The organism is Halomonas sp. DP5N14-9 (assembly GCF_019802175.1).
Taxonomy (GTDB): domain Bacteria; phylum Pseudomonadota; class Gammaproteobacteria; order Pseudomonadales; family Halomonadaceae; genus Halomonas; species Halomonas litopenaei.
In genome coordinates, this window is record NZ_JAHVHR010000024.1 from 365,012 (window position 1) to 391,493 (window position 26,482).

20 protein-coding genes are annotated in these 26,482 nt (G+C 62.6%); 13 read left to right on the forward strand and 7 right to left on the reverse strand.

Annotated features, from left to right (window positions below):
• Window positions 1-601: 601 nt before the first annotated feature.
• Complete coding sequence (locus tag KUW00_RS14555; protein ID WP_222569394.1) at window positions 602-1,972, reverse strand: HlyD family type I secretion periplasmic adaptor subunit; 1,371 nt, start codon at window positions 1,970-1,972, stop codon at window positions 602-604.
• Window positions 1,969-3,747, reverse strand: coding sequence for a type I secretion system permease/ATPase (locus KUW00_RS14560; protein WP_222569395.1), 1,779 nt, complete (start codon window positions 3,745-3,747; stop codon window positions 1,969-1,971). The genes KUW00_RS14555 and KUW00_RS14560 overlap by 4 nt, the downstream gene beginning before the upstream one ends.
• A gap of 512 nt (window positions 3,748-4,259) precedes the next feature.
• Here KUW00_RS14560 and KUW00_RS14565 point away from each other — a divergent pair.
• The 13 genes from KUW00_RS14565 to sodC all read left to right on the forward strand — a co-directional run bounded on the left by KUW00_RS14565 (window position 4,260) and on the right by sodC (window position 21,858).
• Window positions 4,260-10,319 (forward strand): carbohydrate-binding protein, encoded by a 6,060-nt coding sequence (locus tag KUW00_RS14565; RefSeq protein WP_222569396.1) that lies wholly within the window; start codon window positions 4,260-4,262, stop codon window positions 10,317-10,319.
• A 181-nt stretch (window positions 10,320-10,500) separates the two neighbouring features.
• Window positions 10,501-10,683: a hypothetical protein gene (locus KUW00_RS14570; protein ID WP_222569397.1), complete on the forward strand. Its 183-nt coding sequence runs from the start codon at window positions 10,501-10,503 to the stop codon at window positions 10,681-10,683.
• A gap of 19 nt (window positions 10,684-10,702) precedes the next feature.
• Window positions 10,703-10,978, forward strand: coding sequence for a hypothetical protein (locus KUW00_RS14575; protein WP_261392188.1), 276 nt, complete (start codon window positions 10,703-10,705; stop codon window positions 10,976-10,978).
• A 154-nt stretch (window positions 10,979-11,132) separates the two neighbouring features.
• Window positions 11,133-11,897: an AraC family transcriptional regulator gene (locus KUW00_RS14580; RefSeq protein WP_222569399.1), complete on the forward strand. Its 765-nt coding sequence runs from the start codon at window positions 11,133-11,135 to the stop codon at window positions 11,895-11,897.
• Between the two features lie 374 nt (window positions 11,898-12,271).
• Window positions 12,272-13,324 carry a TRAP transporter substrate-binding protein DctP gene (gene dctP / locus KUW00_RS14585; protein ID WP_222569400.1) on the forward strand — a complete coding sequence of 351 codons (1,053 nt, stop codon included), beginning with the start codon at window positions 12,272-12,274 and terminating at the stop codon, window positions 13,322-13,324.
• A gap of 64 nt (window positions 13,325-13,388) precedes the next feature.
• Window positions 13,389-14,033, forward strand: coding sequence for a TRAP transporter small permease (locus KUW00_RS14590; RefSeq protein WP_261392189.1), 645 nt, complete (start codon window positions 13,389-13,391; stop codon window positions 14,031-14,033).
• On the forward strand, window positions 14,030-15,307 hold the full coding sequence (locus tag KUW00_RS14595) for a TRAP transporter large permease (protein WP_108132764.1): 1,278 nt from the start codon (window positions 14,030-14,032) through the stop codon (window positions 15,305-15,307). Before KUW00_RS14590 ends, KUW00_RS14595 begins: the two co-directional genes overlap by 4 nt.
• 41 nt (window positions 15,308-15,348) lie before the next feature.
• Window positions 15,349-16,383 (forward strand): histone deacetylase family protein, encoded by a 1,035-nt coding sequence (locus KUW00_RS14600; RefSeq protein WP_045994862.1) that lies wholly within the window; start codon window positions 15,349-15,351, stop codon window positions 16,381-16,383.
• Window positions 16,384-16,483: 100 nt separating this feature from the next.
• Complete coding sequence (locus KUW00_RS14605) at window positions 16,484-16,840, forward strand: RidA family protein (protein ID WP_108132815.1); 357 nt, start codon at window positions 16,484-16,486, stop codon at window positions 16,838-16,840.
• Window positions 16,841-16,848: 8 nt separating this feature from the next.
• Window positions 16,849-18,060, forward strand: a complete 1,212-nt coding sequence (locus tag KUW00_RS14610) for a class II histone deacetylase (protein WP_222569401.1) — start codon at window positions 16,849-16,851, stop codon at window positions 18,058-18,060.
• Window positions 18,057-19,100 carry a branched-chain amino acid transaminase gene (locus KUW00_RS14615; RefSeq protein WP_222569402.1) on the forward strand — a complete coding sequence of 348 codons (1,044 nt, stop codon included), beginning with the start codon at window positions 18,057-18,059 and terminating at the stop codon, window positions 19,098-19,100. The genes KUW00_RS14610 and KUW00_RS14615 overlap by 4 nt, the downstream gene beginning before the upstream one ends.
• Window positions 19,101-19,693: 593 nt before the next feature.
• Window positions 19,694-21,052: a Na+/H+ antiporter family protein gene (locus KUW00_RS14620; RefSeq protein ID WP_222569403.1), complete on the forward strand. Its 1,359-nt coding sequence runs from the start codon at window positions 19,694-19,696 to the stop codon at window positions 21,050-21,052.
• Window positions 21,053-21,324: 272 nt separating this feature from the next.
• Window positions 21,325-21,858, forward strand: a complete 534-nt coding sequence (sodC, locus tag KUW00_RS14625; RefSeq protein WP_222569404.1) for a superoxide dismutase family protein — start codon at window positions 21,325-21,327, stop codon at window positions 21,856-21,858.
• A gap of 64 nt (window positions 21,859-21,922) precedes the next feature.
• Here sodC and KUW00_RS14630 read toward each other — a convergent pair whose 3' ends face one another.
• The 5 genes from KUW00_RS14630 to KUW00_RS14650 all read right to left on the reverse strand — a co-directional run bounded on the left by KUW00_RS14630 (window position 21,923) and on the right by KUW00_RS14650 (window position 26,402).
• The gene (locus KUW00_RS14630; RefSeq protein WP_222569405.1) at window positions 21,923-22,744 is read right to left on the reverse strand and encodes an RNA methyltransferase; all 822 of its coding nucleotides are present in this window, start codon (window positions 22,742-22,744) and stop codon (window positions 21,923-21,925) included.
• Window positions 22,745-22,847: 103 nt separating this feature from the next.
• Window positions 22,848-24,134: a GNVR domain-containing protein gene (locus KUW00_RS14635; protein ID WP_222569406.1), complete on the reverse strand. Its 1,287-nt coding sequence runs from the start codon at window positions 24,132-24,134 to the stop codon at window positions 22,848-22,850.
• On the reverse strand, window positions 24,131-24,340 hold the full coding sequence (locus tag KUW00_RS14640; RefSeq protein ID WP_222569407.1) for a hypothetical protein: 210 nt from the start codon (window positions 24,338-24,340) through the stop codon (window positions 24,131-24,133). Before KUW00_RS14640 ends, KUW00_RS14635 begins: the two co-directional genes overlap by 4 nt.
• Window positions 24,341-24,873: 533 nt before the next feature.
• Window positions 24,874-26,163 carry a GNVR domain-containing protein gene (locus KUW00_RS14645; RefSeq protein ID WP_222569408.1) on the reverse strand — a complete coding sequence of 430 codons (1,290 nt, stop codon included), beginning with the start codon at window positions 26,161-26,163 and terminating at the stop codon, window positions 24,874-24,876.
• Window positions 26,160-26,402: a hypothetical protein gene (locus KUW00_RS14650; RefSeq protein WP_213229810.1), complete on the reverse strand. Its 243-nt coding sequence runs from the start codon at window positions 26,400-26,402 to the stop codon at window positions 26,160-26,162. The genes KUW00_RS14645 and KUW00_RS14650 overlap by 4 nt, the downstream gene beginning before the upstream one ends.
• Between the last annotated feature and the right edge of the window lie 80 nt (window positions 26,403-26,482).

Here is a 26,482-nt window from a genome sequence, read left to right on the forward strand (position 1 = left end):
CAGAAAAACGAGGGAGGAAGCCATGTCAGGCCCCGGCAACGGGGTCTGACAACAAGAAAAATGGAGGAGGGAGGATGGCCGGGGGGCCATCCTCTGCTCCAGAAAGATGCAGCAGAGTCGCTGTCATGGAGTCCCGTGCCGGCAGGGAGCTGGCCCTGCGCGGACCGTCCCCCCCTGAACCTTGGTCCGCGCAGTTCTTTTTCTTGCCATCAACGAGCCGAGTGGTCCAACTCGGCCCTCGTCATCTTCTTCTGCTTGGCCCGGCAGCTTGTTCCCACTGCTTGATCCCTCTGCTTGAACGCACAGCGGGCCCCTTCCTGGAACTGGCAGTTTGCGCGTGTGCATATCGCCATTGAATCAGTGGTTTGGTGATTGCTCTTTCGTCATTCCTCACGCATGGCCCTAGTGAGCATATCGCCATTGAATCAGTGGTTTGGTGATTGCTCTTTCGTCATTCCTCGCGCATGGCCCTAGCGAGCATGTCGCCATTGCATCAGTGGTTTGGTGATTGGTCTTCAGCTATTGCCCTTCACCTATTCCTCGCGCATTGCCCTAGCGAGCATGTCGCCATTGAATCAGTGGTTTGGTGATTGCTCTTTCGTCATTCCTCACGCATGGCCCGGGCGAGCATATCGTTGATCGGTTTGGTGATATAGCTGGCGAAGCTTCTCTCCCCGGTGAGGATCATCACCTCTGCCGGCATGCCTGCGACAAGACGCATGTTGTCGGTCAGTTGCGTTTTGCCCAGGTCGGTCACGCCGACACGGACCTTGTAGTAGCGCTGGCGGGTGGCTTCGTCCTCGAAGCTGTCTGCGCTGACGCGGACCACCTCGCCATCGATGACATTGGACAGGCGCTGGTTGAAGGCGCTGAAGCGGATTTCCGCCGACTGGCCGGGGTAGAGGTGATCCACATCGTGGTTGGGGACGCGGGCCTCGATCACGAAACCGTCGCCGGCCGGGACCAGGTCCAGCAGCGGGTCGCCACCACGTACCACGGCGCCCAGGGTGTGCACCTGCAGGTCCACCACGGTACCCGCCACAGGGGCCGTGATTCGCGTGCGCGCGAGGGTGTCATTGAGGGCGACCAGGCGCTCTTCGGCGTCGGCGACCTCGGCCTGGACCTGACGTAGCGCTTCGCCCACCTGCTGTTGAAATTCCTGCAGGCGAATCTGCTCGTTCAGGGTGTTTTCACTGATCTGGGCGCGCAGTCGGGCGATCTCCGAGGCGTGTCCCGCGTTGTCACTCTGGTACTCCAGGCTCTCGCGTTCCAGCTCACGCAGACGCTGGCTGCTGATCATGCCGTCACGAAACAGCTTGCGGTGGTTGGCGACCTCACCTTCCAGCGAGTCGATGCGTTGCTGGGTGATCGAACGGGTTTGCCCCAGGCCGGTGATCTGCTCTTCCAGTTGAAGAATCTGCTGGTCCAGGGCGGCCAGCGTATCGTCCAGCGATTGCCGGCGTACCTCGAACAGGCGCCGCTGCACGCCCAGCACCTCCTGCACCCGCGAATTGCTGGACGCGATCAGTTCCTGTGGAAAGGCCAGGCTGTCGCTGTCGGCCTGTTCCGCCAGCAATCTCACCTCACTGGCCCGAGTGATCAGGTACTCGGTCTCGGCGATGCGCTGTTGCGCCAGCGCCTGGGTGTCGTCCAGCACGATCAGTGGGTCGCCGGCTTCCACGTGATCGCCGTCCTCGACCAGCACGTCGGCGACGATGCCACCTTCCAGGTGCTGGATCGTCTTGGTGAAGCTTTCCACCGAGACCGAACCGGGGGCGACCACCGACACCGCCAGATGAGCGGTGACCGACCAGACACCGAAGCCACCGAAGGCCACCAGCAGGATGGCAAAGCCCCAGCGGCGATAGGGCCGAAGGTCCACCGGTACGCGATCCTCGGTACCAGCGGCGGCCGAGCTCGAGTCGATGGCGGGGGGCTTGAAGGAAGCCGAGGCAGAGGCTTGAGCGCTCATCGTGGCGTCCTCGAGCTGGGAGATGATGCAAGGTCGGACGGGGGGCGCGGCGAAGAAGATGTACCGGCACCGGCGACTTGCTTCACCACCCGCGCCGAGGGCACAGCGCCCTTGAGCCGAACCCCGCCGGCCGGGGAGGGCGGGGCCAGGGACGTCACTCTACCGTCGTCGAGGACCATCACCCGGTCGACCTGGGCCAGCAGGCGCTGTCGGTGGGTGATGACCAGTGTCGTGGTGGTGAGTCGGCGCAGGCGTACCAGGGTTTCCACCAGGGCCCGCTCACCGCTCTCGTCCAGGTTGGCGTCGGGTTCGTCCAGCACCACCAACGCTGGCTCTCCGTACAGGGCTCTGGCTAGGCCAATACGCTGACGCTGGCCGGCCGACAGCCCCGTGCCGCCGTGTCCGATGGTGGTGTCGTAGCCTTCGTCGAGCTTGAGGATCAACTCATGGACGCCGGCCAGGCGGGCCGCCTTGAGCACTGCCTCGGCGTCGACCGGGCCGAAGCGAGCGATGTTTTCGGCGATGCTGCCGGCCAGCAGCTCCACGTCCTGGGGCAGATAGCCCATGTGGGGCCCCAGGGCATTGCGTTCCCAGCGCTGGATATCGGAGCCATCGAGGCGCACGCAACCGTCGAGACTCGGCCAGATGCCCAGGGCTACCCGTGCCAGGGTCGATTTGCCCGAGGCGCTCGGGCCGACGATGGCGAGTTGTTCGCCAGCTTTCAGATCGACGCTGATCGCGTTGAGTGTGGCGACAGTGGCCCCGGGCGGGCCGGCGCAGACTTGCTGAAGAGAAAGCTGGCCCGTCGGCGCGGGCAGCGGCATCGGCGGTGGTGGTGCTTCGCTGGCGACGAGTTGGCCCAGGCGTTCACGGGCGTTACGGGCGGCGATAAAGCTCTTCCAGCCATTGATCAGTTGATCGATGGGGGCCAGGGCCCGTCCCAGCAGGATCGAACCAGCGATCATCATCCCCGGTGTCAACTCCGCCTTCAGCACCAGCCATGCCCCCAGGCCGAGGATCAGCGACTGGGACAGCAGCCTTAGTATCTTCGAAAGGTGGGTGAGTACACCTGAACGATCGCTGGCCCGGGATTGCAGCGCGAGTGAGTCACGGTGCTGCGTTTGCCAGCGCCGTTTTACGCTCTCCAGCATGCCCATGGCATGGAGCACCTCGGCGTTGCGCAAGTTGGCGGCGGTTTCATCGCGGCTGGCGACCTGGTGGGCGCCAGCCTGCTTCAGTAGTCCCCGGGTGCAGGCCTCGTTGATCGCGGCCAGGGCCAGCAGGAGGATGCCGGCGGCCAGGGCAAAGAGCCCGTAGAGAGGATGAAACAAGGTCAGGACCCCCAGGTAGAGGGGGATCCATGGCGTGTCGAAGAAGGCCAGCAGGGCGGGCCCCGAGACGAATTGGCGCAGCGTGGTCAAGTCGTCCAGCGCCTGGGTCGAGGTGGCACCCGGACGGCGCAGGGCCTGATCGTAGATGGCCTGATGGACCGCTGGCTGGAGTCGTTCGTCAAGGGCGTTGCCGATGCGTACCAGCAGTCTAGAGCGAACCCACTCGAGTCCGCCCATGACGGCGAACAGGAACACGACGACCAGCGTCAGCATGACAAGGGTCTCGACGCTGCGGCTGGTCAGTACCCGGTCGTAGACCTGCAGCATGTAGAGCGATGGCACCAGCATCAACAGATTGATGAACAGGCTGAACAGGCCGACGTCGAAGAGTCCGCGCCGGCAGTGAAGCATCGCCTCCCGAATGCTGTAGCGGGTGGGGGTCATGTAAAGGCATCTCGTTTTTTGGGTTTACGGCGAAGTGCTTGGTGGTAGGGACAGGCAGAAGAAAGAGTGACGTCAGGCGTCGTATCGCGTGGTGCCCGATAGGTGATGGGGTGCAGTATGGAGTTAGCAAGGAGAAAGAGGCCAGCGAGAAGTTCGCTGAAACGACTTTTCAGTAGCTTACACAGATGGTTGTTTTGGCAAAAAGAATGAAGAAATAAAAAGATTATTTTGGTGTTTTATCGTTGTTTTTTTGAAAATATGTTTGCTGTTTTCGTCAGCGACGATATTAGTGATACAAAAGGTATTTGTTTTTAAAAAGGAAAGAGTGTTTTCGTAAGATTAATATGCGAATGAAAGGTTTTTGTCATTTTAGAAAAACCTTGATCGAGGCGAGGTAGTTGGATAGAAAATTTTTCTTTTTATCTGATGTTGGCGTGAGATATTGGCTATTTGTTTCCAAATGTAAAAGGGTTTTCATGGTGCATGACATTTGAAAAAAATTTGGAGTCACCATGAGCAGCAAAGAAGAGGTGGTCAGTTCTGTCGCGGGTAGAGCCGCCCAGGCGTTAGCTGTGCCATCGGACACCGGTCTGCTGGTATGGCAGGCAGAGGTAGGCACCATCATCGACCTCGACAGCGGGTCCCAGAAGGCCGTGACGGAGGTGATATCCGGGGACAATGCCAGGCCGGGCGCCATCGACAATGCCTACGTGGATCTTGGCCGGGACCCCGGAGACGGTGTCCAGTATGACGTCAGCGTCGAGGAGGCTGGCAGTTATCAGTTGACCCTGCGCTACGCCAACGGCAGCAACAGTGATCGTCCGTTGGCGCTTCAGGTGGATGGCGGCGTCACGACGTCGGTGAGCTTTCCCGGCTCAGGTAGCTGGAGCAGCTGGCAGGAAGTGACAGTCGACCTTGAGCTTGAGCCGGGCACGCATCAGCTGCTGTTGTCGATTCCGACGGCAGAGCAGGGCGGCGTGGACCAGGGACCCAACCTGGATCAGTTGACACTGGTAAAGGTGGAAGACGAACCAGAACCAGAACCCGAGCCCGAAACTGGCATCATGTCGTTCGAGGCAGAAACCTTCACCATCGACGATCAGGAGTCGGATCCAAGCCGCCCGGCCGATACCGCTGCGCGCCTGGAAAGCGACGGCGTGGATTCGCTCAGGCCGGGTTACAGCGGGGAAGGTTACCTTGACCTGGGCAACGACGTCGGCGACGCCGGGATATTTGAAGTGACCGTGGAGAACGGCGGTAGTTTCCGACTGGACGCTCGCTATGCCAATGGTGGCAGCACAGATCGCCCCATGACGCTCTACATTGATGGCGTCGAGGTCGGCGAGTTCCAGTTTGCTTCCACCGGGGCTGGCGACGAGGGTTGGGAACGCTGGCGGGAAGAATCGCTTGAACTCGAGCTCGAGGCAGGGACGCACACGGTACGCCTGGAGAACATCGGCAGGGGCGGCCCCAATCTTGATGTGGTAAAGCTGTCGCCGATGATCGTCGAGGCAGGCGATAGAGAGACCTTCAGGATCAATTTTCAGCCCCAGGGCGCCGATGTGCCCGAGGGCCATGTCGCGGATACCGGTCAGGCCTTCGGCATGCAGTCGCTGATAGTGGATGGCAAGACCTACCGCTACGGCTGGGTCACCGAGGAAAGCATCGCCGACGGAACAGAGAACGGCACCAATCCATTATCGCTGGCCAACCAGGGTGGTTTTACCCTGGTGGATCGTTCCGAGCGCTTCGTCGGCCTGGACCCGCGCCAGGCGACCTTTGCCCAGATGACCAGCGAGCGCGACGGCTTCGTCGATGCCGGTTGGGAGATAGAGCTGGAGCCCGGCTTCTATGAGGTGACGCTGTCGGTGGGTGATGTGTCGGGCAACTTCGACGCCTACTACAGCGTCAATGCCGAAGGCAGCGCCTTCAATGATGCCTTTGCGCCAGGTCGTCCCAGCGACTTCCCCCTCGACGCCAACGCGACCAACGATACCGAGGGCCTGCGCTCTGACCTGGTTACCCGGGTGGTAGAGGTCTCCGATGGTCGTCTGACCCTGGACGCACTCGGTATCGACAGCAAGAACGTCAAGCTGCAGTACGTGGAGATTCGTCCTCTACCGGATCTGACGCCTGGAGATGAGCAGCCGGCGAGCGAAGACTATGCGCAGTTTGTCGATGCCCGGGCCATCGCCGGAGTAGGGTCCAATACCGTCGAGGTGGATCTGGACAGCGAGGACGGCAGCCTGCCCACCGGCGTCGATCCCACCTCCGATATCTTTGTCGGGGTTCAGGTGGTCGAGGGCCGAGGAGGCACGCTGCTGGAGAGCCTCAGCGATGGTTCGGTGCGACTGTTCGAGACCGTCACCGGCATCGAGGTGGCCTTCGATATCAACACCACCGGTGGTTTCGATTCGCTGACCCTTTCTCCGAAGCAGACGCTCAAGCCCTTTACCAGCTACAGCCTGGTGATCAATGGCTTCCAGGATCGTGGCGACAACAGTGACAGCAACTCGCCCACTCGAGAATTCCTGAAGTACACCAATACCGTTGTCACTGGCGCCGAGCCGGACATTCTGCCCAGCGATGTGGCCTTTGAAGGCACGGTGGAGCTGGATGGTGCCGTCGACGGTGCCTTTGGCTTCACCTCCCTGGAGGTCAGCGCGACCGGTGACGCGCTGTACGTGGTCAGTATGGGCGGACAGATCGTGCGCTATGCGCTGGACCCGGAAGATGGCTCGCTAGGGGACGGTGACGTCCTGGCGCTGGCGCTTGATCCGTTCATGCAGCCGGACACCGACGCCTTCAACAATCGGCGTGGCATTATCGGTATCGCCGTGGATCCGACCGATCCTCAGGTGTTGTGGGTGACCGATAACTATCCGATCCCGCTGTCCGGGCGCGACACCTCGACCCCCGACTTCAGCGGGCGGTTGTTGAAGATAACCCTGGACGAGGGGGGCAGCTTCAGCGGCAGCGCCGAGGTCTATCTGACCGGACTCCCCCGTTCGGTGGCGGATCACGTCACCAACAGCATCGAGTTCCGCGAGAATCCGGCGTTCGATGCTGAAACGTCGCCGGATGAGCCGTCCCATCTGCTTTACTTGACCCAGGGCTCCAACACCGCCATGGGTGATGATGACAGTGCCTGGGGCAACCGGCCCGAACGCCTGCTGGCCGGTGCCGTGCTGGAAGTGGATCCGTCCCGGACGCCGCCGGAGGGAGGCTTTGACGTCACCACCGAGCCGTTACCGGACGACCAGACTCGCTTCGTCGATGATGACAACGATCTGAAGAACGACCCGATTCCCATGGGGGATGGACGCTTTCTGGTGTTTGACGAAAATGGCGTCGCCAGCGTTCAGGGCGCCGATGGTGTCGTGCTGGAGACCTTCTACGATCCTTATGCCGATGACGCCGTGGTCAAGGTGTTCGCCACCGGTATTCGCAATGCCTACGACCTGGTCTGGCACTCCAACGGCTACCTGTACACGCCGACCAACGGGTCGGCGGCGGGCGGCGCCGTACCGGACGATCCCTCTACGCTGATCGACGAGTCGGTCACCAACGTGGCCAAGCAGGACGACTACCTGTTCAAGGTCGAGCAGGGCGGCTACTACGGCCACCCCAATCCACTGCACGACGAGTTTATCCTCAACGGCGGCAACCCGACCCGCCTGGAAGACATCAATGAGGTCACGTCCTATGATCCGGGTATCCAGCCCGACCCCAACTATCGCATCGATGACGCCTACTCGCTGGGAGAGAATCGTTCTGCCAACGGCGTGACCGAGTACGTCAGCGATACCTTTGGTGACGCCTTCAAGGGCAGTCTGCTGTTTACCGAGTACTCCGGGGGGGACGATGTTCGCTGGATCACGGTGAATGCTGAGGGCAAGGTCATCGGTGACGATGTCTTGAGAGATGCAGAGGGGCGGGTCATTACCTACACCGATCCCCTGGATATCATCGAAAATCCGGCCACTGGACGCCTGTACCTGGTCACCCTCAACCGACTGACCGGCGAAAGTCAGCTGGTCCGCCTGGATCCGGTCGAGCCGACGTCGACCGGGGGGGGCACTGACATGACGCGGGTACTGGCCACCATCCAGGCCGAGGACAACACCCCGGGTGATGGTACCAGCGCCACTATCAGCGAGGGCGGTGGTGCCGAGATCATCATCCGTGAAGGGATCGCCAGTGAGGTACCGGGACTGCAACCGGGCAGCTTCGGCAATGATGGCAATCTGGACGACAACGACGGCGTCGGTGGCGGATACGCCGATTTCGGCAGGAATGCCGAGGACGCCATCACCTTCGGCTTTACCGTGGAAGCCGGCGATGGTGGCGATACCGTGCTGCGGGTGCGCTACGCCAATGGTGGCTTTTCGGACCGCCCGCTGGAAGTCTTCGTCAATGGCCAGAGTGTCGGTATCGCCGACTTCCCGCCGGCGCCGGACAGCCTCGAGGGATCCGACCGCTGGCGTTTCTGGATGACCCAGGACATTGAGGTGAATCTGAACCCTGGCGAGGTCGAGGTGCGACTGCAGTCGGTATCACAGGCCGGGCCGAACGTGGATCAACTGGAGGTGATTCATGAGCCTTCACCCGGCTTCGATATCTACGAGGCAGAGGGGGCTCTGCTCAACGGTGCCAGGGTGGTCGAGGTGGCCGATGATCGTAACGTGTCCGAGAATGCCTACGTCGACTACAAGGGGTCGGAGGATCAGACCATTACCTGGTCGATTCGCGTCGACGAAGCGGGAAGCTATGAAATCGGTTTCCGCTACCACCTGTCCGAGACCAAGTCTGATCGACCCCTGACCTTCGGCATCAATGGCGTTGCGCAGCCCAATCTGAGATTCGAAGGGCTCAGCGAAAACAACTCGGACTGGGTGTATCAGAACGTGGTGGTCAGCCTGAAGGCCGGCATCAATACGCTGGTGTTGACGGCCCCGGAAGCGGTCGGCCCGAATATCGATCTGCTGTGGGTGCCGGATCAATCGCTCGAAGCCATCCGCGCCTCCATCCTTGGCCCAGCCGACGCCACCGAGGGCACACGCATCGAGCTCGAGGAAGGCATCTCGGCGCTCAGCGTCGACCCGCGCAGCGCGGACTTCTTCTTTGAGGTCGACACCAAGGGGCTCTATCGGCTCGATCTGGCGGCCAATGCCGGTGTGCTGCGTGGCGATGATCTGGCGCTCAGTCTCAATGGCGAGTCGTTGACCCTGATGACCTTCCCCGGAGCCGGCACGGCGGGTGAAGAGTCCTACTACGTCGAGCTGGAGCCCGGGACCGAATACCGTCTGCACATCGTCTCCGATGACCTGGGTAGTCAGCGCATCGACTATCTGGACGTGACGCCCGTCTCTGTCGTTGCCGACGCCGAAGCGCGTCTGGAGAGCGGTGACGTCAACTACTTCAGTGATCGCCTGCTGTTCAACTATCTGGAAGAAAACGACGTTGGTGGCCCGGATAGGGACTTCAAGGAAGGCGCTACCGCTATCATTTCCAACGATGGCAGCGAACCCTTGATGATTCTCGATGTCTCCCTGGACGGCCCCTTCGTACTCGTCGACGCGGCGGCCCTCGAAGGCTTGACGCTGGCGCCGGGGGAGTCGCTCGAAATCGATGTACTGTTCGATCGAGCGAATTATCGTCCGCCCGCTACCAACGCCGATGACGGCAGCTTCTTCGGGAGTCTGCGACTGGTAACCAACGACGCCGATTCCCCGGTTCAGGAGCTGACGCTTGCCGGGTTCTGGCAGGCTCAGGATGAGGGCGGCTGGGAACCGACGGTAGACGAGGTCTGGAATGTGGCGGGATTCGGCAACCGTATCGGGGGGATTCCGACGGACGGTGGCGCCAGAGGCTCGGCCTTCGACGACTACGGTTTCTATCGCGCCGTCAGCGAGGAAGAAGTGCTGTCGCGCTACTGGACCCTGGCCGACGGGGTCGATGAAGCCAAGGTGACCCAGATCGTGGCTCTCCACGGTGCTGGCGTCGCGGCCTTTGGTCTCCATGCCTTCAAGAATACCTCCCAGGATATCAAGTTGATCCGGCACGCGGAGGATCAGAACCAGTCGTTTCTGCCGATAACGCTGGAGGGTAACCAGCCAGAGGGAACCTTCACGCGTGATGATATTCCCGACAATTGGGGAGGCAACGATCTGTTCGGCCTCGAGGTGGCGACCCTGTCCTCCGATCCCTCGTTGAATCCTCCCGGCAAGGGCAACCCGCCGGCTGATGCTCCGGATCTGGAGCGTGGCTACTACGTTCGCGTGTTCAAGGCACTGGACGATGAAGGCAACGAGATTCCTGATACCTATCTGGTGCTTCAGGACTATTCCGGGTCCAACCTCGACTACAACGACAACATGTTCGTCATCGAGGGTATCAAGCCGATGTACGAAGGCAACGGTGTCCCGCCGGAGGAAACCGACCAGGTGGTGCCGTCGTCGCGCTTCACCGTGGCCGCCGAGCAGGGCGAGTCTGCTCAGGAAGTGCCCGATGTGGTCGTTCCGTTGGATCTGCAGGGCCTGCCCCAGCAGCAGCCCGACGAGCTGTTCTGACAGGCTTGCCACTGCCAACCGTGTGAATGCCGCTCCCCCGGGAGCGGCATTTTTGTGGGCGCCGGATCCAGAGAATGGTTGTCGCTGTTGACAGACACCGGGTGTTGCAAGACGTCCACAGCGGTGAAAAGGTGACGTTTGCGTTAGTCTGGTGCCAATTTGAACGGAAGGAGTCATGCATATGCGAACCGCTGGACGGATTGTTTTCCTGGTGATGGCCGTGTTGATGGTGGGCTGCAGCTACGACCCCGCACGGGTCTCGCCGGAGCCGCTGATCATCATCGATGACGATCATCGCGACCATCGAGATCATGACGGTGGCGACTTCTGTCCGCCGGGGCAGGCCAAGAAGGGTCGTTGCTGAAGGTGGCCGGGAAGTGCGCATGAAGACAGTGAGTACAGCCGTACTTTTGCTCGTGCTGATGGGTCTTGCGGGATGCAGTTACGATCCCGCACGGATCAGTGCAGAGCCCTTGATCGTCGTCGACGACCATCGTGATCGCGATTACCACCGTGACGACGACCGGCATGATCGCGATTGGGACCGTGACCGCCATCGCCACGATGATCACGATCATGACCATGATCGCTATTACGACGACCACGATCGGCGTGGCGACTTCTGTCCGCCGGGGCAGGCCAAGAAGGGTCGCTGTTGAGAAGACGTCGATTCTGACAACGGCCGCCATGACACTGCTACAAGGATGCCCAGGCGACAAGCGTTGAGGTCGCGTGAAGCCGGGCGTTCGTCCCGGCTTGTCAGGCTGTTCGGTGAGCGGCATGGTAGAGGTATCTTCTTCAGGCGAGGCGATCGTGAGCCGGATCGATCTCAGGACCAAGACCCTGGCCAACGAGCACGTCTCCCACGTGCACGGCTACCACCAGTTGATTCTGCCCACCTGCGGCAGTACCGAACTATCCCTTGAGGGGCGGGAGCAACGGGTCACCGCCGAGCGTGGTTGCCTGATTCCAGGCAACTGCCATCACGACTACCTGGGAGACGGCAACAATCGTACCTTCGTGCTCGACGTGCCGATGGTCTTCGGGCTGCCGGACGTCGACGTGGCCCGACTGTTCGAGCGACCGCGTTTCTTCGCGGTGCCCCCCGATCTGCAGCGGCTTGCCGACAGCCTGATGCGGCAACTGGATCAATTCCCCACCCTGGGCAACGATATCGCAGCGCTTCTGTTGCGCGCGCTCTATCTCCATCTGGAGGCTTCCAGCGAAACCTGTGCCCCTGCACGATCGACGGGCGTCAGCGGTCGGCTCGATCTGCGTCTGCTGGATGACTGGATCGATAGGCACCTGGCCAGCGACATTCGCGTGGATGACCTGGCGTCCTTGTGCGCGCTTAGCCCCGGTCACTTCCACGCCAGCTTTCGCCAGGCCACCGGGATGACGCCGCAGGCCTATGTTCGCCGCCGTCGGTTGAGCCACGCCCAGGCGCTGATCCGTCACAGCGAGCTGCCGCTGGGGCAGATTGGGGCGCTGGTGGGCTTTCGTGACCAGGGCAGTTTTTCCCGAGCCTATCGCAGGGTTCATGGGGTGGCGCCCTCCCAGGAACGCTCAGGTTTCTAAACAGCGATTCAGCCAGCCTCTCTCGGCTCTCGCGCTCAGCCACCTGTCACTTTTCTCCTCTCGTTGCGGTGACGTTGTGGCCGACGACACGGTTTGCCTGAGTTCCGGGCAAGGTTTTCGTAGTCTCGGGCAAGTTGACGATGGGTTTCGCGCATAGCCTGAAAAGGAGTCACTCGGCGCCGGCCCCGATTCGGCGCCATCAACAATGACAACAACCATGACAACAACCGGAGTTACCGATGTCTTCGACCTCCCTTCCTGCCTCCGCCCACACTGACGATCGTATTTCGGCTGACCGCCGCTCGCACGATAACCAAGGGGTAGGCGCCCGGCGTGGCCGTGGCCAACAGTCCAGACAGCGGCGACGAGCGCCGATGCTGGCGCTCGCGGCGTTGCCGCTGGCGCTGATGGCGTCCCAGGCGCAGGCTCAGTCCTACGAGATGGCCATCGCTACCCTGATCCCCGAGAACCTGACCAACAACGCCATCTATCCTGCCCTGGTCCACTTCAAGGAGCTGGTGGAAAGTCGCACCGAAGGCGACGTCACCGTCAGCATCTTCGGTGGCGGCCAGATGGGCTCCGAGGTGGAGACCGGCTCCCAGGTCCAGGCCGGAGGCAGGGCGCTGCAGTCCGCCATTCTGACCTCCGGCGCGATGTCGTCGTTCTACCCCGAGTATCAGGCGGTGACGGCCCCCTTCCTGTTCGATGACTGGCGCCAGGCCTGGGCCTTCTTCGATGGCGAGTGGTTCGCCGACTTCATGCAGGGCGCCATCGAACAGGCGGACATGCGGTATCTGGGGACCTTCGATGATGGTGGCGGCTTTGTCGCCTTCACCAACAACGAGCGGCTGATCAAGACCGTCGACGACCTCGAGGGGCTCAACATCCGCACCGAGGAAAACCCGGCCCACGTCGCCACCATGGAGGCGCTGGGTGCCTCCGCCACACCGCTGCCGTGGGGCGAGCTGATCACCGCGCTGGAGACCGGACTCGCCGACGGTCAGTTCAACGCGCCGGTGATCAACACCACCTTCGGCCTGGATGAGGTGACCGACTACACCACCCTGACCGGGCACGTTTACAACAGCGCCAGCTGGATGGTCAGCGAGAGCTGGTTTCAGGAGCTGCCCGAGGAGCACCAGCGGGTCATCACCAACGCCGCCCGTGAGGCGGTCAGCCTGAGCCATGGCGCTTCCGGCATGCTGGCGACCGCCAGCTGGCAGACGTCCTGCGAGATCTTCGATGAGTGCTACCTGATGCCGGCAGAAGAGCGCCAGCGCATGGCCGAGGTGGCGCGTCCGGCCTGGAAGAGCTGGATCGTCGATGACTTCGGGCTCGACGCCGCCTTGATCGACGACCTGCTGGCCGAGGTCGATGGCCTGCGCCAGTCGCTGCCGCAAGAGGCCTACAGCCGCTACGGCCAGTGATTGTCGCGGCGGGGCGGCCAGGCCGCCCCGCCAGTGCCCACCGCCTTGCCCGAGTTCTCCTGTCATGTCATCACTGCGATCTCTTCAGGCCTGGCTCCAGCGCCTGAGCGACGGCGTCAATCGCCTCGCCATCGTGTTCTGCGTCGGCTGCGTCCTGGCCATGCTGGGTATTTCGTTCACCGGGTTTCTGTACACCCTGTTTACCGGCGGGGCGCTCAGCTGGACCTATTCCCTGGCCCGCCTGTTCCTGCCGTGGATCGGGCTCATCTCCTCGACCATCGCGCTGCATTCCGGCGAGCACGTGGCCATGACACTGCTGGTCAAGCTGCTGCCGCGCCCGCTGGTGGTGCTGGCAGCCGGCGCGACTCTGGCCGTCATCGGCGCGCTGGCGGTGTTGATGATGTTCTACGGCTGGGACTTCTTCTCCAACGCCCGCCAGAGCTACATGGTGTCCGACAGTATTCAGATTTCCTACAAGTGGACCACCTTCGCGGTGCCGCTGACCGGCGCCATCATCGCGCTGCATCTGGTGCACGGCTTTGCACTGCTCGAGCACTTCATCGACAGCGACGCGGTGATCGAGCAGGCGATCCATTCCAATGACAATGGCGCCGGCAGCAACGCCGAGCAGGCGGTCGACAGCCGTGTCGAATCCGCCGATCCCTCTTCACCACAAGGCGACGCTGTCGCCCGGGAGCCACGCTCATGACCGCCGCGATTCTGGCCTTTATCCTGGTGTTGGCGATCGGCGCCCCGGTCGCCGTGGTCATGGCGATCTCGGGAGTTGCCGGGGTCTATGAGCTGGGCGGCGAGCGCCTGGTGGGGATCATCGCCGATCGCATGTTCTCCGGTGTCTCCGGCTACATGCTGATCGCCGTGCCGTACTTCATCTTTACCGCCGAGTTGATGAACCAGGGCGGGCTGACCCAGAAGCTGATCGCCTTCAACAATGCGCTGTTCGGTCGGGTGAGGGGGGCGCTGTCTCACGTCAACGTGACGGTGTCGCTGTTCTTCGCCGGGCTGACCGGGGCCGCCATTACCGATACCGTGGCGATCGGCAAGATCATGATTCCGGAGATGAAGAAGCAGGGCTACGACGCCGAATACGCGGCGGCGATCACCGCCTGTTCCTCGATCATCGGGCCGATCATTCCCCCAAGCGTGGTGATGGTGGTGTACGCCACCCTGCTGCGGGACGTCTCGGTCATCGACCTGTTTGCCGGAGGCATCGTGCCGGGCATTCTGATGACCGTGGCACTGCTGGCCACCAGCATCGTGCTGGCCTGGCGGCGGGGCTACCCCAAGCAGGCGCCGACGCCGCTGAAGATGGCTCTGCTGGCATTCTTCTCGGCGCTGCCGGCCATGCTGGTGCCGTTGATCATCCTCGGCGGGATACTCTCGGGCATGACCACCATCACCGAGGCTTCGGGCTTTGCCGCAGTGTACGCGATCCTGATCGGCATGCTGTTCTATCGCAACCTGACCCTGGCCAAGGTGGCCCAGGCGCTCGTGACCACGGTCAAGTTTTCCGGTGTCGTGTTCTTTCTGCTGGCGACCTCGGCGGTGCTCGGCTGGTTTGTCACCCGCTCTGGCGTCGCCCGGGAGGCGGCGAGCCTGATCACCTCCCTGAGCGATGTCGCCTTCGTGCAGATCTTGCTGGTGTGCCTGTTGCTGATCGTCATCGGCACGGTCATGGATGTACTGCCGGCGCTAGTGGTCATCGGCCCTGTGGTGGTGCCGGCGATGGTCAGCCTGGGCTTCGATCCACTGCACTTCGCCATCGTCATGATCGTCACCCTCAACATCGCCAACGTCACGCCACCGGTGGGCATGACGCTGATGACGGCGGCAAGAATCGCCCAGGTCCCCTACGAAAAGGCGATCCTGGCGTCGCTGCCGTTTTATACCGCCTTTATCCTGGTAGTGGTGTTGCTGGCGGGTTTTCCGGCACTATCGACATGGATCCCCTCGCTGCTCGACTGACGTGAGCAGTGACGGAGCGTCATCACCGGAGACAGATGCAGATGAAACTTTTCTACCATCCTGACCAGGAACGTCACGCGCCGCCTCAGTTCCTGAAGCGTGGAGCCCTTACCGATTCCCCCGAAGGGCCCCGCCGGGCGGAGCTTCTGAGCGAAGGCCTGGCTGAGGTCGGCCTGGCCCTGACAGCGCCGGCCGAGGTCGACAGTCCCACGCTCAGGGAGCGTCTCAAGGAGATCCACAGCGAGCGCTACCTGGATTTTCTCGAGACCATCCATGCCCGCTGGCAGGCGTTGCCGGACGCCACCGAATTCGTGGCGCCGAACGTCCATCCCTGCGGCGGCGGCAAGCACTACCCGCGCCATCCGGTGGGGCAGGTGGGCTGGCACATGCACGACATGGCCTGTCCGATGACCGAGACCAGCTTTCAGGGCATCCTGGCCAGTGCCGCTACCGCCCAGGCCGCCGCCGAAAGCATCGTCGCCGGCGGCGGCACCGCCTACGCTCTGTGTCGTCCGCCGGGGCACCACGCCGGTCCCGATCGTGCCGGGGGCTTCTGTTTTCTGAACAACGCGGCCCTGGCGGCCACGGTGCTGCGCGAGCATGTGTCCCAGGTGGCGATCCTCGATATCGACCTCCACCACGGTAACGGCACCCAGGACATCTTCTACGACCGTGGCGACGTCTGGACAGGATCGCTGCACGTCGATCCCAGCGACTTCTATCCCTACTACTGGGGCGGTGCCGGCGAGACCGGTATCGGTCCTGGACTCGGCGCCAACCTCAATGTGCCGCTGGCACTGGGCAGCGGTATCGAGGCCTTTCAGGCCGGTCTCGATGAGCTGCTCGACGCCATGGCGAGCTTCAGCCCGGACGCGCTGGTCGTGGCGCTGGGACTCGATGCCCACAAGGACGACCCGCTGGCGGGGCTGACGCTTGAAACCCCGGACTTCGTCGCCATCGGTCGCCAGATCGGTGAGCTGGGTCTGCCCACCGTGCTGGTGCAGGAGGGCGGCTATCCGACCGCGGCCTTGAGCCATAACCTGGCCGCCTTCCTGCGCGGATTCAACGACGCCTGACCATAGCTTGATAAAGCCTGATAAAGCCTGATAAAGCCTGATGCAGCTCAATACTTAGCCCAACGATCTCCCGCGGATGATCTCTCACAAGGAAAACACCATGAGCCCGACCCTTCACGACAGCAACGACCGCATGAGCCAGATCGCCGTTCACAATGGCACCGTCTACCTCTCCGGCCAGGTACCGGCGGACGCCAGCCAAGGCATGCGCGGCCAGACCGAGCAGGTGCTGGCGCGAATCGACGAACTGCTGGCCAAGGCCGGGACCTCCAAGGATCGACTGATCTCGGCCCAGGTGTGGGTTACCGACATGGCCGAGTTTGACGAGATGAATGCCGCCTGGGACGCCTGGGTCAGCCCCGGTCGTCCGCCGGTGCGTGCCGCGGTGGAAGCGCGCCTGGCCCGGCCGGAGTGGAAGGTCGAGATCATGGTGGTGGCCGCCTTGCCCCAGGCCTGAGGTCACCCATGAGCCACAGCAAGACGACCGGCTTTTATTGGCACGAGCGCTGCTTCTGGCACGACCAGGGGGCGATCGGGGTATTTTCGGCGCCAGGGCCCTGGCTGCAGCCCCAGCCAGCCTCGGAGAGCCCGGAGAGCAAGCGCCGTCTCAAGAACCTGCTGGAGGTCAGCGGGCTGATCGACGAGCTTGAGGTGGTAAAGCCGCCGGCGGCCGGCCGCGAGGACCTGCAGCGCTTCCACACGAAAGACTACCTTGATGCGCTGGAGGCGGGTGATGCGGGCCTGGGTGGCGATGCCGGCGAGGCCGCGCCCTATCGCCCGGGCAGTCTTGCCAGCGCCCGGCAGTCCGCCGGGCTTGCCATCGCAGCGGTGGAGGCGGTGGCCCGTGGCACCCACGCCAGCGCCTATGCGCTGTGCCGTCCACCGGGGCACCACGCCGAAGCCGATCGCGGTCGCGGCTTCTGCCTGCTCGGCAATATTCCGGTGGCGGTGATGCGAGCGAAGGCACTGGGGCTGGTGCGGCGGGTGGCGATCCTCGACTGGGACGTGCACCACGGCAACGGCCAGCAGAGCGCCTTCTGGGACGACCCCGAGGTGCTGACGGTATCGCTGCACCAGGCCGGCAACTATCCGCTCGAGACCGGTGGCTTCGACGAGCAGGGCGGTGAGGGCGCGTCGGGGTCCTGCCTCAACCTGCCGTTGCCGCCGGGCTCGGGGCTTGGCGCCTACGACTATGCGTTCGAGCGCCTGGTGCTGCCGGCCATCGAGGCCTTCGCGCCGGATCTGGTCGTGGTGGCCTGTGGCTATGACGCCTGTGCCAAGGACCCGCTGGGCAAGATGCTGCTCAATAGCCATGCCTTCGGGCGCATGGCCCAGTCGGTCAAGGCGCTGGCTCAGCGATGTTGTGAAGGGCGCCTGGTGGTCGTCCACGAAGGTGGCTACTCGGAAGGCTATGTCCCGCTGTGCGGCCATGCCGTGATTCAGGCGCTGGCCGACAGCGACATCGGCGTGGATGACCCACAGAACGACGAGATCGCTGCCTGGGGCTATCAGGCACTGCAGCCCCACCAGCGCGAACTGATCGACGGCTGGCGGCGCGACTGGCCTGGGCAGATCACCGAGGCCCACGACGACAGCCAGGCTGAAGAGGCTATCGCCTGCGTCTGTGGCAGGGACAGCGACGCAAACAGGAACAGGGACAGGGAGCCAGGCACATGAGCGGACTGCACCAGCGCGACGGCTGGATCTGGAAGAACGGCGAATGGCTGCCCTGGCGGGAGGCCACGACCCATCTGCTGACCCACTCGCTGCACTATGGCATGGGCTGCTTCGAGGGGGTGCGCGCCTATCGTGACGACAACGGCAATGCCCGGCTGTTTCGGGTCCACGAGCATACCCGACGCCTGCTGGACAGCGCCCATATCCTCGACCTCGAGGTGCCCTGGAGCCATGAAGAGCTGATCGAGGCGCAAAGCCAGTGCCTGGTCCGCAACGAACTGACCGATGCCTATCTCAAGCCCACCGTGTTTCTCGGTCCCGAGGGCCTTGGGCTGCGCGCCAAGGCGTTGAGCTGCCAGGTGATGGTGGTGGCCTGGGACCTGGGCCCCTACGTCAGCGCCGAGACCGCTGCCGTCGGGCTCAGGGCCCTGACCTCGTCCTGGGCGCGCCATCACGTCAATATCAGCGCCTGTCGGGCCAAGACCAGCGGCCACTACGTCAACAGCATGCTGGCATTGAATACCGCGGTGAAGGCGGGCTTTGACGAGGCGATCATGCTTGACGCCGAAGGCTACGTGGCCGAGGCCAGCGCGGCCAATGTCTTTCTCTATCGAGACGGGGTGTTGCACACCCCGGAGGTCACCTCCTGCCTGCAGGGGATCACCCGGGACAGCGTGATCCGATTGGCGCGTGAGGTGTTGGGCGTGGAGGTGCAGGAGCGCCGAATCACCCGCGATGAGCTGTACATCGCCGACGAGGCCTTTGTTACCGGCACCGCCGCCGAGATACTGCCGTTGCGGGAGCTCGATGGTCGCCATATCGGCGCCCGTGCCGGGGCACCCGGGGTCGCTGAGCCGATAGCCGCCGATAGCCTGACGGCAAGACTGCAGCGACTGTATCGCGACGTCTGTCGAGGTCGGTTGTCACCGGCGACCAACGGAGATCGCCATGACCTGGCGCGCTACGCCGACTGGCTGAACCTGGTCCCGACGGATAGCGAAGTGGATATCGACACAGACAGCGATACGCACAGCGACTAGGCGCTGTCCGAAAAGTCGACGAGCGAAGGTTAGACAAGGCAAAAATCGGTGAGAAAGCGCAGTTTACGGGGTGTAAATGAGCATTTTGATCCGATTTTTAACGCCGTATTACCGAGTGCAGGCACTTTTCAGACAAGCCCTAGGACGGTTTACACAACCAGGCGGCTGCACGATGGCCACAAAGAAAGGCGCCACGACCCTTGAGTCGTGGCGCAGCTAGCCGTCTTTCCTCCTTGGGGCAGCTTCCCTGTGCCCGTGTTGCTCCCTTGGCGCTTCCCGCGCCGTCGCCTCCGTGACGCTCGAGGGGCAGTGTCCCTTGCCCGGTGTCGCCTGAACACAGAGGTAGTATCGACGAGGCGTGTGTCAGTCAGATAACCGCCTCATGACCCTTTGGTGACATCCCGGCCACAGGACTTTTCTGGTACCATTCGCGCCGCCTGTTACCGGCGAAATGCCCAGGCGCCGTCGCGTACGGCAGTCGAGGCCGTCTCGCCAGGCACCAGGCTCGGCACGAAAAGCCGGCGAGCGCAGGTGCTTTTCCGACAAGCCTCGATTGCGCAAACCCTTTCTCGAACATAAACCTGGATTCGTCTATGAACGCTGTAATCCTTGCCGTGCTGGTGATGGTGGGACTGTCGCTGGCGCGGGTCTCCGTGGTGCTGGCCCTGGTGGTAGGGGCGCTGGTGGGCGGCCTGGCCGGTGGTCTGTCCATCGAGGACACCCTGGCGGCCTTCAACGACGGTGTCGGTGGCGGTGCCAAGGTGGCGCTGGCTTACGCCACCCTCGGTGCCTTCGCCGTGGCGATCTCTCGCTCGGGCCTGCCGGACCTGCTGGCACGCCGCCTCATCACTCTGCTGGGGCAGGAGTCCAGCGCGTCCCGTCAGGCCACGGTCAAGTACCTGCTGATCGGTAGCGTGCTGCTGGTGGCGATCTCCTCCCAGAACCTGATTCCGGTCCACATCGCCTTTATTCCGATCCTGATTCCGCCGCTGCTCAAGGTGATGAATCAGCTCAGGATGGACCGCCGCGCGGTCGCCTGTACCCTGACCTTCGGCCTGACCGCGCCCTACATGTTGCTGCCGGTAGGCTTCGGGGCGATCTTCCTCAACGACATCCTGCTGGCCAACATCAACGAGGCTGGCGCCGCACTGGGCCTCGAGATCGACCGTGCCATGGTCCCCATGGCCATGGGCGTGCCGGTCGCCGGCATGTTCCTCGGGCTTCTGGTGGCGGTGTTCCTGTCCTACCGCAAGCCTCGGGTCTATGACGAGGTGGAGCTCGGCAATACCCCGGCCCACGGCCATGGCCACGACCACAGCGAGATCGAGGAGCCTCACACCCTGGGCCTGATCATGTCGGTGATCGCGATCGTCGCTGCGCTCGGCATCCAGCTCTATACCGGCTCGATGATCCTGGGTGGCCTGGTGGGCTTTTCGCTGTTGTCCATGGGCGGCATCTTCCGCTGGCGCGAAGCCGATGATCTGTTCACCAGCGGCATGCGCATGATGGCCCTGATCGGCTTCATCATGATCTCGGCCTCCGGCTTCGCCGCCGTGATGACAGCCACCGGCGAGATCGAGACCCTGGTCAGCGCCAGCGTCGAGGTGATCGGCGAAAACCGTGGCCTGGCGGCGCTCCTGATGCTGCTGGTGGGGCTGTTCATCACCCTGGGCATCGGCTCGTCGTTTTCGACCATCCCGATCATCGCCGCCATCTTCGTTCCGCTGGCGGTGCAGTTCGGCTTCTCCGATCTGGCGACGGTGGCCCTGGTCGGCACCGCCGCTGCCCTGGGTGACGCAGGCTCCCCGGCGTCGGACTCCACTCTCGGGCCAACCTCCGGCCTCAACGTGGATCGTCAGCATGACCACATCTGGGACAGCGTGGTGCCGACCTTCGTGCACTACAACATCCCGTTGATCGGCTTTGGCTGGCTGGCGGCGATGACGCTGTGATCGCCCGCCGGAAAGCCCAGACGCCCGCGCTACCCGCGCGGGCGTTTTTTTGTGCGCCAGGCCCGGCCCGAACACCGACGGGTGAGCCACCGCAATAGTGAGACATGAGTGCTACGGGTTGTGCAGATCCGTCGGTATGGTCCACGCTGGGGGAGGCTCATCGACCGGTGGGTCGTGGCGCTCCCGGGAAGATGAAGGAGTTATCGAGCCCAGGGCGCAGCAGGACACTTGTTACAGATGGAGAGGATCGACACATGGACAGGAGCGACAAGATGTTGAAGGTACGCGTATTTGCCGGATCGTGCTTGTTGGGGGCAGGCCTGTTGGTAACAGGCGCCGCCCACGCCGCCACGGAGGTGGAGATGCACAGCGTCAGCACCGACGGTATTGGCGACTCCCTCGGCACCATCACTTTCGAGGATAGTGAGCATGGTCTCAGGATCACGCCCGACCTCGAGGGTCTGGATACCGGCATCCACGGCCTTCACGTGCACGTGAACCCGAGCTGCGAGCCGGCCGAGAAGGATGGCGAGACGGTTGCGGCGGCTAGCGCCGGAGGCCACTTCGACCCGGAGGACACCGGCACCCACCAGGGCCCCTACGGTGACGGCCATCTGGGTGACCTGCCGGCACTGGCGGTGGGACAGCAGGGCGAGGCGACACTGCCGACCCTGGCGCCGCGCATCAGCGAGGATGACCTGTCAGGTCACGCCATCATGATTCACACCGGTGGTGACAACTACTCCGACGAGCCCAAGCTCGGCGGTGGCGGTGCCCGCGTCGCCTGTGGCGTCATCGAAGGCTGATCGACACCACCCCCGACATGGCCATCCAGGCCCCGCTCAGGCGGGGCCTTTTGCTGTAGTGACGTCAGTCCTGGCGATCGTCGCTGGAAGGTGGCAGGTGAGCCTCGAGCGACGACAGCAGGCCACGCAGCAGCGAGAGTTCCTTGCGCGTGGGCGTAGCCCGGGCGAACAGCGCCTGGAGCTGTTGCTCGGTGCGTGCGTGGGGCTGGGTAATAAAACCGCTGTCGCGCATCACCCGGCCCAGATGTGCCTGAAAGTGGGCGACCTGCTCGCGGGTGGGCTGGCGTAGCCGAGACGGGGTCCCCGAGGTGGCGACGCTGTCGGTGTCGGTATCGGTGTCGGTATCGCGATCGACAGCGGCATCGACATCAGGGCAGGGGAGACGGCGCCACGCTCGGCGCAACTCGTAGGCCAGCACCTGCACCGCCTGGGACAGGTTCAGGATGCCGTAGTCGGGATTGGCCGGAATGCTGACCTGATGCGAGCACAGGCGGATTTCGTCGTTGGTCAGGCCGAAGCGCTCGCGGCCGAAGACCAGTGCCACCGGGTCATGCACTGCGTCCTTCACCAGCGCCTGGGCCATCTCGTCCGGTTCGTCGTAGTGAGGCAGTGGCAGGCTTCTCAGCCTGGCGCTGGCGCCGACCACCCTGACACAGTCATCGATGGCGTCCTCGAGACGTTCGACCACACGGGCGTTTTCGACCACATCTGCCGCACCTGCGGCCAGGCGGGTGGCCTCGTCATCGGGAAAGACGCGTGGATTGACCAGCACCAGATCGGTCAGGCCCATGGTCTTCATCGCGCGAGCAGCGGAGCCGATGTTGCCGGGATGGTAGGTCTGGACGAGAACGATGCGCAGATTGGCGAAGGGCAAGGCTTGAGTCATGGAGCACGGCAACCGTCGATGGGTAAACGAGCGACACCATACCGCCACTTTCGCCCAAAGCGAAGGGGCCGCGATGGCGGCCCCTGAGACGATGGTGGAAAGATCAGGCTGTCTGTGAACGATACCGCCTTAAGCTGCGGCTGAATGCCACCAGCATCACCAGCATCACGCCCAGCATGCCCCCCAGGATGAGGGCGAGCGCCAGCACCAGGGCCTTGCCGGGGCCTTCGGGCTGCATTGGGCGATAGGCCACATTGACCACCTCGACGACGTCGATGTCGTCGGCGGTGATGCGGTTGGCCCTCAGTAGAGTGTTTTCCTGGCGCAGCTGGTTGTAGGCATCGATAAACGGCGAGTCATTCTCGCGGGCCTTGAAGGCTTCGATACGCCGCTGGTGCTGCAACTGTTCGAGCTGCTTTTCGATCTGACGGATGGCCGGCGAGGTGATGGGCTGGTCGAGACCTTGCTTCAACACCTCGCGCTCGGCCGCCAGGGCTTCGGTACCCAGGAAGTACAGTGGCAGATCGTTGCCGATGCTGACGTTGTCGTAGACGATACGCGCGGCGTCATCGGCGTCTCCCAACGATAGCGGAGACGTCGGCTTGGTGATGCCGAGCATGCCGGCGATCTCTTCTGCCTGTTCCAGGGTGCGAATGCGCTCCTCGCGGGAAGCGCGCTCCGCGGCGCGTTCGGCGGCGAGCTGATCTTGAAGCTCGAGTCGGCGAACCGAGTGTTCCTCGTTCATCCGCGTGACGGTGGCATCAAGTTCTGCGTCGTAGGCCTCCAGGTGGGCTTCCATTTCGGCCTCGTTGCGCGAAATGGCGCTGGCCAGGCTGCGGTCGACGCGCGCAAGCAGGTCCGTGATGTACTGCTGCTGCGACCACTGGAAGTACTGGTTCAGCAATGCAGCACCGTCGATGTCTTCGGGATAGGAGAAGCTGACCTCCCCGGGACTGCCGGCGGCGAGGTCGCCAGGCGCTACCTTCAGCTCACGGAACTGCGTGCGAAGCACCGTGCCTTCGAGTTCCGGGGCACTATCCTGCATCAGCATGTCGGCGTAGTCGGGGTGCTGATCGAGGAAGACGCGGAAGCGCTCGTAACTCCCCAGACGAATCTCCAGCTCGGAAACGGCCTGCTGGGGAGTGACGGCAACCCCCGGAATGCGGTTGATGACATTGAGGCCATCACTCGTCTCGGTGTAGGTGAGCGAAGAATGGTATGACGGTGTCGATGCCACCAGATAGATCGACGCCAGTACGAGACAGGTTGCCATGCTGACGGCGATCCAGCGCCATCCGTTGATCAGCATGATGGCAATGTCCCGCAGGTCAATCTCGTCGGTGGAATGATGCTGGGATTGATCGACGGAGTGGTGGTTGAAAGAGTTCATGCGTGAGGATTCCAGACAGCAAGCCTCGCCGTCAGAGCGAGCAGGTGAACGAGCAGGACAGACACTTCCACAAGAAGGAATTGAGAGGTGTCGGCCAGACCCAGATACAGCAGGAAGATGGGTGCCAGCATCGCGGCGAGCATGATGACCGCAGAGATATAGCGGCGTTCGCTGAACGCCAGAGCGCCCGGAAGCAGCAGCATCATGGGAGATGCCACCAGGTGTTTTAATGTTGACATAGCGTTTATCAGCCCTGCGTGAGCCAAAAGGTAGTGCTTATATGCACTTTTTTCGCGGCATGAATGTAGCAGGATGAAGGCGAGTTTGTAAGCCAGCAAATAGATTTTTTCGTGCATTTCCTTACATAACGCCAGCAATATCTCGATGTATCTTTACATAGATGCTTATTTGGCCAGTTATTTTTTGCTAAAACGGCTGTAGCAACCATAAGCAACCGTAAGCAACGATGTGCCTTAATGTGCATAATCGACGTGGCACCAACGCCGAGAAAGCCACGTTCAGCCTTCCGTGCAAGAGTCGGCAGGCCATAAAAGGAGAAAGGGGAGCCAGGGAGCGAAGTAGGCGAGGTCGAGAGCCGGCACGTACACAACGACCCCGAGTCAGACCCAGGTCTGACTCGAGGCGAGTGCTAAACGGCTGGTGCTATGCAATAGCGTTGGAAAGCCTGGGGGTCGTGGCTAGGGGTGCAGCGCTGGCGCTGCAGGTCTGGATGGCAAGATCAAGCGCGCTGGGCCCTGTAGCGCTTGAGGCTTCGGCCGAACGATACGCACATCACCAGCATGACGCCGAGCATGCCCCCCAGTATCACCGCGAGGGCCAGCACCAGGGCCTTGCCCGGGCCTTCTGGACGGTTCGGACGATAGGCCAGGTTGACCACCTCGACGATGTCGATATCGTCGGCGGTAACGCGGTTGGCCCGCAGCAGGGTATTTTCCTGGCGCAGTTGGCTGTAGGCCTCGATAAACGGCGAGCCGTCATCGCGCTGCTGCAGCGCTTCGACGCGACGTTCGTGTTGCAGCTGGGCAATCTTCTTTTCGATATCTCGGATAGCGGAGGTGCTGGCGTCTTCTTCCAGGCTTTGTTCGACCACCTCTCTTTCTGCGGCCAGCGCCTGGGACCCCATGAAGTAGAGCGGCAGGCTGGCGCCGATACTGATGTCATCGTAGTCGGTCTGCGTCTGTCCCTCGTCACCCAGTTCCAGGGGCGAAGTGGGCTGGGTGATACCCAGGCGCTGTGCGATGGCTTCCGCCTGGGACAGAGTGCGAATGCGCTCGAGGCGAGACTTGCGCTCGGCGTTCTTTTCGGCCTGGAGTTGGTCTTCGAGTTCGGCCAGGTGAATGTCGTGCTGCTCGTGAAGACGGGTGATCTCGGCAGTCACGCTGTCCTGGTAGGCGTTCAGGTGTGCCTGCATCTTTTCGCTGTTGCGTGTCAACGCCGTTTCCAGCGCACGCGTTGCGCGCTGGACCAGGGCCTGGGTGTACTGCGCCTCTGTCCAGGCCAGATATTCATTGAGTAGCGCTGCCCCTCTGAGCGACTCCGGATATTCGAAACTCAACTGGTGGGGGCCTGCTCCTTCCGTGTCGGGAAGGCTGATCTCCAGCTTGTCGAAGTAGTGAAGGCGTAGATGCTCATCCAGAGTCACGCCCTGCTCGTCGGCCTCTGCCTGGGTGATGGACTGCCACTCAGGGTGGATATCGATGAACTCTCGCAGATTGCCGAAGCTGCCGAGCTTCAGTTCCAGTTCCGCCTGCGTAGAGGCCTTCGAATAGTCGATGCCGGGCATCTGGTTGAGCAGGCGAAGCCCCTCCGGGGAGGGCGTGTAGCTGGTCGACGCGCGAAAGCTCTGGGTGGAGATGGCAACATACACTAGGGCCAGTACCAGGGCGGTGGCCACGCTGCCAAGGATCCATTTCCAGCCTTCAAGCAACATCAGGGCGATATCGCGCAGGTCTACCTCATCATCTCGGCGATAGGAAAGCGCGGGGAGTTGGCTGTCGATAGCGCTCATCGCTGCGGCCTCCACAGTGCCAGATGCATGCTGAGGATCAGGCCATGGCCGACAAGAATAAAGGCTTCCAGCAGGCCGGCGACGGCCAGGCTCATCAGCCCCAGTGCTGCCGCAACCAGCGGAGCCAACCAGGCAATGAAGGCGACGGAGGCGCGCAGTGCATGCCCGCGTATCAGGGTAAAGCCCCCTGGAAGCAGCAAGGCGATGGGGCCGAGAAGTAATAGCCGAGAGGGTGACATCGAAGAGTCCTGATCGAGCGTTGAGGAATTGGCGGTCGATGAGCCATCGGTGTGCCACAGGGGCAACCTTCAAGGACGGG

Bases quoted from the DNA above. Each gene is read 5' to 3' on its own strand.
- KUW00_RS14555 (WP_222569394.1), bottom strand. From the start codon at position 1,972: ATGAGCGCTCAAGCCTCTGCCTCGGCTTCCTTCAAGCCCCCCGCCATC.
- KUW00_RS14560 (WP_222569395.1), bottom strand. From the start codon at position 3,747: ATGACCCCCACCCGCTACAGCATTCGGGAGGCGATGCTTCACTGCCGG.
- KUW00_RS14565 (WP_222569396.1), top strand. From the start codon at position 4,260: ATGAGCAGCAAAGAAGAGGTGGTCAGTTCTGTCGCGGGTAGAGCCGCC.
- KUW00_RS14570 (WP_222569397.1), top strand. From the start codon at position 10,501: ATGCGAACCGCTGGACGGATTGTTTTCCTGGTGATGGCCGTGTTGATG.
- KUW00_RS14575 (WP_261392188.1), top strand. From the start codon at position 10,703: ATGAAGACAGTGAGTACAGCCGTACTTTTGCTCGTGCTGATGGGTCTT.
- dctP (WP_222569400.1), top strand. From the start codon at position 12,272: ATGCTGGCGCTCGCGGCGTTGCCGCTGGCGCTGATGGCGTCCCAGGCG.
- KUW00_RS14590 (WP_261392189.1), top strand. From the start codon at position 13,389: ATGTCATCACTGCGATCTCTTCAGGCCTGGCTCCAGCGCCTGAGCGAC.
- KUW00_RS14595 (WP_108132764.1), top strand. From the start codon at position 14,030: ATGACCGCCGCGATTCTGGCCTTTATCCTGGTGTTGGCGATCGGCGCC.
- KUW00_RS14600 (WP_045994862.1), top strand. From the start codon at position 15,349: ATGAAACTTTTCTACCATCCTGACCAGGAACGTCACGCGCCGCCTCAG.
- KUW00_RS14605 (WP_108132815.1), top strand. From the start codon at position 16,484: ATGAGCCCGACCCTTCACGACAGCAACGACCGCATGAGCCAGATCGCC.
- KUW00_RS14610 (WP_222569401.1), top strand. From the start codon at position 16,849: ATGAGCCACAGCAAGACGACCGGCTTTTATTGGCACGAGCGCTGCTTC.
- KUW00_RS14615 (WP_222569402.1), top strand. From the start codon at position 18,057: ATGAGCGGACTGCACCAGCGCGACGGCTGGATCTGGAAGAACGGCGAA.
- KUW00_RS14620 (WP_222569403.1), top strand. From the start codon at position 19,694: ATGAACGCTGTAATCCTTGCCGTGCTGGTGATGGTGGGACTGTCGCTG.
- sodC (WP_222569404.1), top strand. From the start codon at position 21,325: ATGTTGAAGGTACGCGTATTTGCCGGATCGTGCTTGTTGGGGGCAGGC.
- KUW00_RS14630 (WP_222569405.1), bottom strand. From the start codon at position 22,744: ATGACTCAAGCCTTGCCCTTCGCCAATCTGCGCATCGTTCTCGTCCAG.
- KUW00_RS14635 (WP_222569406.1), bottom strand. From the start codon at position 24,134: ATGAACTCTTTCAACCACCACTCCGTCGATCAATCCCAGCATCATTCC.
- KUW00_RS14640 (WP_222569407.1), bottom strand. From the start codon at position 24,340: ATGATGCTGCTGCTTCCGGGCGCTCTGGCGTTCAGCGAACGCCGCTAT.
- KUW00_RS14645 (WP_222569408.1), bottom strand. From the start codon at position 26,163: ATGAGCGCTATCGACAGCCAACTCCCCGCGCTTTCCTATCGCCGAGAT.
- KUW00_RS14650 (WP_213229810.1), bottom strand. From the start codon at position 26,402: ATGTCACCCTCTCGGCTATTACTTCTCGGCCCCATCGCCTTGCTGCTT.